Annotated in this window: 7 protein-coding genes; 1 reads left to right on the top strand and 6 read right to left on the bottom strand. The window is 45.0% G+C overall.

All coding sequences use genetic code 11. The annotated features are described in order from the left end of the window. Window positions 1-504 precede the first annotated feature (504 nt). The 4 genes from KU855_RS18250 to KU855_RS18235 all read right to left on the bottom strand — a co-directional run bounded on the left by KU855_RS18250 (window position 505) and on the right by KU855_RS18235 (window position 4,757). Entirely contained in the window at window positions 505-1,470 is a 966-nt protein-coding gene (locus KU855_RS18250) for a PstS family phosphate ABC transporter substrate-binding protein (protein ID WP_218532648.1), read from the bottom strand. Between the two features lie 104 nt (window positions 1,471-1,574). Next, window positions 1,575-2,888, bottom strand: a complete 1,314-nt coding sequence (phoR, locus tag KU855_RS18245) for a phosphate regulon sensor histidine kinase PhoR (RefSeq protein ID WP_218532639.1) — start codon at window positions 2,886-2,888, stop codon at window positions 1,575-1,577. A 41-nt stretch (window positions 2,889-2,929) separates the two neighbouring features. Then, a complete protein-coding gene (phoB, locus tag KU855_RS18240) occupies window positions 2,930-3,619 on the bottom strand; it encodes a phosphate regulon transcriptional regulator PhoB (protein WP_218532630.1) in 690 nt (229 codons plus the stop codon). Between the two features lie 211 nt (window positions 3,620-3,830). Then, complete coding sequence (locus KU855_RS18235) at window positions 3,831-4,757, bottom strand: porin (protein ID WP_218532621.1); 927 nt, start codon at window positions 4,755-4,757, stop codon at window positions 3,831-3,833. Between the two features lie 318 nt (window positions 4,758-5,075). Between KU855_RS18235 and rdgC the strand changes: the two genes are divergently transcribed. Then, a complete protein-coding gene (gene rdgC, locus KU855_RS18230; RefSeq protein WP_218532619.1) occupies window positions 5,076-5,987 on the top strand; it encodes a recombination-associated protein RdgC in 912 nt (303 codons plus the stop codon). Window positions 5,988-6,033: 46 nt separating this feature from the next. Here rdgC and KU855_RS18225 read toward each other — a convergent pair whose 3' ends face one another. Together KU855_RS18225 and KU855_RS18220 are read right to left on the bottom strand one after the other, a co-directional pair. Beyond that, window positions 6,034-6,255: a hypothetical protein gene (locus KU855_RS18225; RefSeq protein ID WP_218532616.1), complete on the bottom strand. Its 222-nt coding sequence runs from the start codon at window positions 6,253-6,255 to the stop codon at window positions 6,034-6,036. A gap of 12 nt (window positions 6,256-6,267) precedes the next feature. After that, a complete protein-coding gene (locus KU855_RS18220; RefSeq protein WP_256261124.1) occupies window positions 6,268-6,840 on the bottom strand; it encodes a sigma factor-like helix-turn-helix DNA-binding protein in 573 nt (190 codons plus the stop codon). Window positions 6,841-7,272 lie beyond the last annotated feature (432 nt).

The following is a 7,272-nucleotide window of genomic DNA, read 5'->3' as shown; positions in this document are numbered from 1 at the left end:
ACGATTGATATGAGTACGCGCCAAAGCTTCTGAAAGTTGCATAAAAAAATCCGATGACAAGGGGTCATCGGATTTTGATCCTTTCAGTGAGATCGTCAAGCGATCTGTCTTAACTGATCGGCATTAACCTTAATGGTTGCTTTTTTTTATGGCGTTTCGCTCACAACAATGACGATGGCAGCAGTACATTAATTACCTTTATAATTAGTGGCTTACAAATTATTTTTAAAAATTGATAAAAATATTTCTATTTCCGTGAACTATTGCTAATCGGCTCGGTCTGAATATATGAACCGAATCATTTAATGTGTTTCATCGTTCATCATCCTCCCTTCAGATGGTTTCTAGCGCAACCATCATTAAGTTCCTAATTCGAACTGTTGGCGACCAAATGGTCGCCATTTTTTTTGCTCTTTTTTTAACACCCATTTTGCCCGCCGCAGAGCCATTTTATCGGCAAAAAAAAACCTCCCGCAGGAGGTTACATCTGACCGAGAAACGGCGTTACAAACCCAAGGCACTCAAGTCTTTACTGACCACGGATTGTGGCACTGGTACATAACCATCTTTTTCAACTATAGTTTGCCCCTGTTTTGACAACATAAAGCGAATAAACTCGCGATCCATGGGTGATAAAGGTTGATTGGGGGCTTTGTTGACATAGACATATAAGTAGCGTGATAAGGGATAGCTGCCGTTAGCGGCATTTTCAGCCGTTGCCGCGATATAGTTATCGCCTTTCTTGGAGAGCGCCACGGCTTTAACGCCCGCGGTCTTATAACCGATACCGGAATAGCCAATGGCGTTGAGCGATTGCGACACCGACTGCACTACCGAGGCCGAACCGGGCTGCTCATTGACGTTAGCCTTAAAATCACCTTTGCATAAGGCTTTCTTTTTAAAGTAGCCATAAGTGCCTGATACTGAGTTACGACCATAAAGCTGGATGTCTTTGTCTGCCCAGTCACCGCTCAAGCCCACCTGACCCCAACGAGTAATGTTAGTGTCACCACATTTATGGGTCGTTGAAAAAATACCGTCTAACTGCTCGATGCTTAACCCCTTAATCGGGTTATCTTTGTGTACAAACACCGCCAGCGCGTCAATGGCAACACGAATCGCAGTCGGAGGGTATCCATAATGTTTTTCAAAGGCTTCAACTTCATTGGGCTTCATTTTACGGCTCATTGGACCAAACTGTGCCGTGCCTTCGGTCAGCGCTGGCGGCGCCGTCGATGAACCCGCGGCTTGAATTTGAATATTCACATTAGGATAAATGTGTTTAAACTCTTCAGCCCATAAGGTCATCATGTTGGCTAACGTGTCAGAACCGACGGAAGACAAATTGCCTGAGACACCACTGCTTTTTTCGTAATTGGACAATTGAGGATCTAACGCGGCCATTGATGCTGTTGAGAACAACCCTGCGGCAGTTAATGTGATGGCGCTAACAAGCTTATTCAATTTCATTATTATCTCCGGTGTGACTCTTAGGTGTAGTTGTTGTATCCAGTATCTTTGGCGCGCATGACAAGTCTATGACTGTGTTGTGACACTTATATGACATGGGGATACTATTTGCTGACAACGTCTGCCGACGGTAATAATAATTGCGGCGGTATGATAAAACTGAACTGACTTCCCCGACCTAAGTGGCTGACGACACTCAGCTGGCTATGATGACGATTCAAGGCATGCTTAACAATGGCAAGGCCCAAGCCACTGCCACCCGTTTGGCGCGAGCGAGCACTATCGACTCGATAAAAACGCTCAGTCAAGCGTGAGATATGCTGCATGGCAATGCCGTCGCCAGAATCTTGCACGCAGAATCGAGCGCCATGGGTGACGGACTTCCAACTCACCCGAATGATACCGCCTGCGGGGGTATAACGAATGGCGTTGGATAATAAGTTGGAGCATGCACTTTGCATTTGAACGGTATCGCCAAGCACCCATAGACCCGGTTGCCAATCAAATTCAAGTTGATGCTGTTCAAGGGACAAGGCGTTAGCTTCTTGCTCTAAGAGCACTCGCAATTTATCCATATCGACTTGATGGTTTAAATCGACATCATCTGCGGCTTCTATCCGAGAAAGCACTAATAGTTGTTCTATCATGGTACGCATCCGCTGGGTTTGCTCATGCATTAATCCCAACGGTTTTTGGTTGATATCGCCCTCATCCGCCATGCTTTGCATCACTTCTAGATACCCTTGCAACACGGTTAAGGGTGTCTTTAATTCATGTGATACATTCGCGACAAAATCACGGCGCATATTTTCTAATTGGCGAATTCGACTAATATCACGCGCTATCAGTAGCAGCTGACTATCGCCATAAGCCATGAGGCGAATTTCGAGTAATTTGCCATCGGCAATGGGAGAGGGTAATTCCAGCGGCTGCAAAAAATTGTGGCCATTGATGTAATGAATAAAATCGGGGTGGCGCAGCAAATTATCCAAGCGTTGACCGTTATCTTTGGGCCATTCCAGTCCTAGCAATAATTGGGCTAAGCGATTGCACCAAACGATATTTCTATCACCATCTAACACCACGGCGGCATCGGGCAGAGCTTCCGCCCCTTGGCGAAAACGCCCAAGCAAATTGAGTAACTGATTTATCTTTCTTCGGTTTTTTTGCTGTAAGCGATAAATGCCATTGAACACACCTTCCCAACTGCCAGTGCCTTGTGGCGGAGTGATCCGCTTATCACGCCATAACCAGTAATTGAGTAGCATCAGTTGCCGGTAATGCCAGATTAACCAAGCGCAAGCCACGCAAAACAATACCGGCAATAAGGCATCAAGCACTAACCCCAGCGCGGTGGCCGCGACTAAGATCAGCGCAATACGGCCGAACAAACGATAACCAGAATAGGAGGTAAACATAAGGCTTCCCAGCGGCTGACAGGCTGTCGTGCAATAAAGGACTAACCCCGAGTCGAGAAGCGGTAACCTGCGCCTCTCACAGTTTGTATCAAGCTATCATGCCCATTGCTTTCTAATGCCTTGCGCAGACGTCGAATATGAACATCAACGGTGCGATCTTCAACATAAACATTGGTACCCCAGACATTATCTAATAATTGTTCACGACTATACACCCGCTCGGTGTGTGTCATAAAAAAATGCAGTAATCGAAATTCAGTAGGGCCCATTTCCAGCACTTGCTCACCAACACTGACGCGATGAGACACGGGATCTAAGCTCAAACCGTGCACCACGATGACATCTTCTAAGCGGGTTGGCGCCGCGCGACGTAACACAGCTTTAATTCGCGCCACCAGCTCTTTAGGAGAAAAAGGCTTGGTCATATAGTCATCGGCCCCGACTTCCAGTCCTTTGACTTTATCTTCCTCTTCGCCGCGTGCCGTCAGCATAATAATCGGTATTTTTCGCGAAAACTCATCCTGCTTAATCTTTTTGGCCACTTGAATACCACTGCCGCCAGGCAACATCCAATCCAGCAGAATCAAATCTGGATAAGGTTCTGCCATCATTGACAACGCAGAATCGACATCCTCAGCGACGCTGGTTTGAAATCCGTGTTGTTCTAACACGAAGGTCAACATCTCACGAATGGCGAGTTCATCTTCAACTATCAATATCCTTGCAGTCATAATTCACTTTTCAACTATGAGTTTGTGAGCATTATTATTGGACAATTTTATGACATTAATATGAATGTCTGCTCGAGTTTACGATAATATCCCGGATTATGCCTGTAATATCCTCATCAATGATCCGTCATATTCATCATAAGGCCGTGGTTGTTGAATATTTAGCCATAAAAAAAGGGGCCTAAAGGCCCCTACTCTTATTAATCTATGGTTAGAACTTATGTTCAATACCAACACCTAAGTATTTGTCATTATCACGTAACGCGACATCATATGAGCGGTCAGTATAAAACATCAGCAGCTTGGTTGGTTTGGCCAACTTATAATCGGCGCCAGCTGACCAGCTCTTGCCTAAATCTTCCATATCTTGATACTGGGCTTTTAATGTCACGGCAGAAATATCATAAGCAGCACTGAATAAATAACCATTTTTGTTCTTGCCGTTGTCAGATTTCTCTTGTTGCTGATAAATACCACCTAACAACAAGCCCGCCACTTTGCCTTGGACACTGGCCCGTAAAATGTCATAACCTTTCACTTCTGAATCATAGGCAATCGCCGCATAGATTGGGGTTGATTTCAACTTAGAATCACCATACATGGCAGCCACAGAAAAACCATTTTTATCCATTTGCGCCGCATCGTCCTGGGCAACATAGGTGACACCTAATGTCAGGCCAGACAAGGATGGCGTCAAGTAGGTGGCCGTTTGGGCCATACGGTTATCACCTTTAAACAGGTTTTTCATATCACCCGATAAATCATTAAACTGATCGATTTTACCTTGTGACACTTTTAATAAGGTATCGTTACGGCCCACAGATAATGCACCAAAATCACCTCGTAAACCGATAAATTGGTTACGCGCTTTAAAATTGTCACTAGAATCCGACCCCGTATCGACTTCATATTCTATGGTATAAAACGCTTCTAAATCCGAGCTAATCTCATACGCACCTTTCACACCAAAACGTGACGCGTTGCTTTGAATGGTGTTAGTCGAGTCACCATTGATATCATCATACTGTGCGGTCACATTGAGTTTACCGTAAACGGTAATAGGATCAGCTGCTTGGGCAGAAGCTAAGGTTAAGCTTGTCAAAGCACTAGCGATTAGGGTTTTTGTGAACAGTTTCATTATCATCATCCTTTAATAGCAAGTAAGTTCTATTTCTTATACCTGGCTGCATCTTGCAACAGCTTCGTTACAATTTTATGTCAGTATGACAAATGCTGCGAAAAATTATTTAATTAATTACTTATTAACGAATCACTTAAACAAATATTAATCAAAAATGTCGTCAACCTCTTCCTGGTTTGGCTAATGCGATGGACCATCAATAGTCGCTAGCCCATGAAATTGAACGTTACGATAATCCGCCCGCCGAAGAGCCGCTTTACCCTCCTAATGGACTGGCGTAAACTGCGGCATTATTTCGCTATGGATATATGCGCTATGTGGTTTAAAAACTTAACCCTCTATCGATTCAATAAGCCCTTCACCACCGATGAAGACACGCTAGAAAAGGCCTTGGCGGAATTTAGCTTTAGCCCTTGTACCAGCCAAGATGTCAGTAAGTTTGGTTTTTCAAAACCCTTCGGCAAGCACGGGGTATCACTGGTTCATTGCGCCAATAATCGCTTGTTAATTAGTGCGACCAAGGAAGAAAAAATCCTGCCAGGTTCAGTGGTTAAAGAAGCCATCGATGAAAAAGTGGCGCTGATTGAAGAAGCGGAACAGCGAAAAGTCACTAAAAAAGAGAAAGATGCACTTAAAGATGAAGTCACCACGACTTTACTCCCACGTGCGTTTTCGCGCCGAAGTCAAATTCAAGCTCTCATTTTGCTCGACGAGCAATTAATCTTGGTCGATAGCTCAAGTGCCGCCAAAGCCGAAGAACTATTGGCATTATTACGAAAAGCCTTAGGGAGTCTACCGGTGATCCCGGTCAGTTTTTCCACCCCCGTTGAGCAGCAACTTACCAGCTGGTTAGCCCAAGGTCATGCCCCAGCTCCCTTTGTCATGCAAGATGAAGCTGAACTCAAAGCCATTGCCGATGAAGGCGGCATTGTGCGTTTTAAGCAACAAGATTTACAAGAAGCCGAAGTGATTGCGCACCTTGAAACCGGCAAACAAGTGCATAAACTAGCATTACATTTTGAACAGTCTATTGCCCTGTTATTGCAAGCGGATGTCAGCATTAAGCGCTTGAAGTTTTCTGAAGAATTTAGAGCTGCTAGCGATGATGTCGGCAATGATGATCCTTTGGTGCGCCTCGATGCCGACTTTAGTTTGATGAGTGGTGAATTAGTCGCACTCATGAAAGCCTTAATCGATGTCTTAGGCGGCCTAGAAAGCAAAGATTAATCAAGCCTCAGTGTTGATGAATAGCACTTGGTGGTGTTTTGATGTTTCAGGGTAACCACCAGGTGCTGCCAATACAGGCAAAGCCAACCAAAAACATAAGCAGTGATATCACCACTTGCGCTTGACTCCCACGCTTTGACTTAACTGGAACCGCTACGCATTTGCCGTCGGTTGCCATGGTGATAATCTGATGTCTTAGCTGAGCTGATGGCTTACTGCGCGCAGCCGCTCGATAGATAGTGAATACTTGCTCGTCGGTTAACTTCATCCCGCCCCCTCATTACGCGAATTTGTTTAACACCGGCGTCTCGATGAGTTGCTGGCGAAGCTGTTGAATGCCAAAGCCTAGTCGCCGCTCAGCACTGCTCACCGTAATGCCAACAATGGCGCCAATATCTTCAATTGAAAACGCCATTTCCCCCTGTAGGATCACGGCCTCTTTTTGCAACCAAGGTAAATGCGAGAGACAGGCACGAATGTCATGGGCACCACACTGGCCGATATCGCCACCATCATTAAGTGACCCTTTTGGCAGACGCTGACGCGAATTAACAATGAGCAAAGGACACAGATGCGTAATAAGTAACTTATGGGCATAACAATATAGCCCAATAGCAAATGGTTGCTCACCAGTAAACACTGGGGCTTGAGCTACCACCCATTGCCACACCTGTTGAAACACACAATTGACTAATTCGGCATCATCAAGCTGGTGATGAAAATAACGAAATAGATGGCCACTATGGCGCTCATACAGCACTTCAAATGCGGTCGCATTTCCTAGAGCATATTGCTGCATCAGCCATTCATCCGTACCTGCTGTAAATACATCCATTTGCCAGTCATTCACCATCAAATATCACTCCTTGGATGACGCGATTGTCACTCTGTGATGCCCCCTCAATAAACCCTCTTACACAGTGTCATTCACAAATAGGATTTTCGCCAATGGCCAGCACACATTCAGCTACGGACGACAAATAATCCGGTTGGTTAACACCCATTACCTGCCGCTAACATCGATAGTGATTGCTAAGATGAAAAGCCATTAATCTGCGATCAATCTCACACCATCATGACCATTTGATTACTACACTTACAGCCATCCTTTTGGTTATTATTTCTCCGGCTAATTAAGGTAACGATTGTGCCACATAGAGCCTAATGCCGATCAGTTAAGACAGATCGCTTGACGATCTCACTGAAAGGATCAAAATCCGATGACCCCTTGTCATCGGATTTTTTTATGCAACTTTCAGAAGCTTTGGCGCGTACTCATATCAAT

Origin of the sequence: Shewanella sp. NIFS-20-20 (assembly GCF_019209865.1) — a bacterium.
Classification (GTDB): domain Bacteria; phylum Pseudomonadota; class Gammaproteobacteria; order Enterobacterales; family Shewanellaceae; genus Shewanella.
The sequence above is the reverse complement of the archived record's forward strand: the minus strand, read 5'-3'. Positions and strand labels throughout refer to the sequence as shown.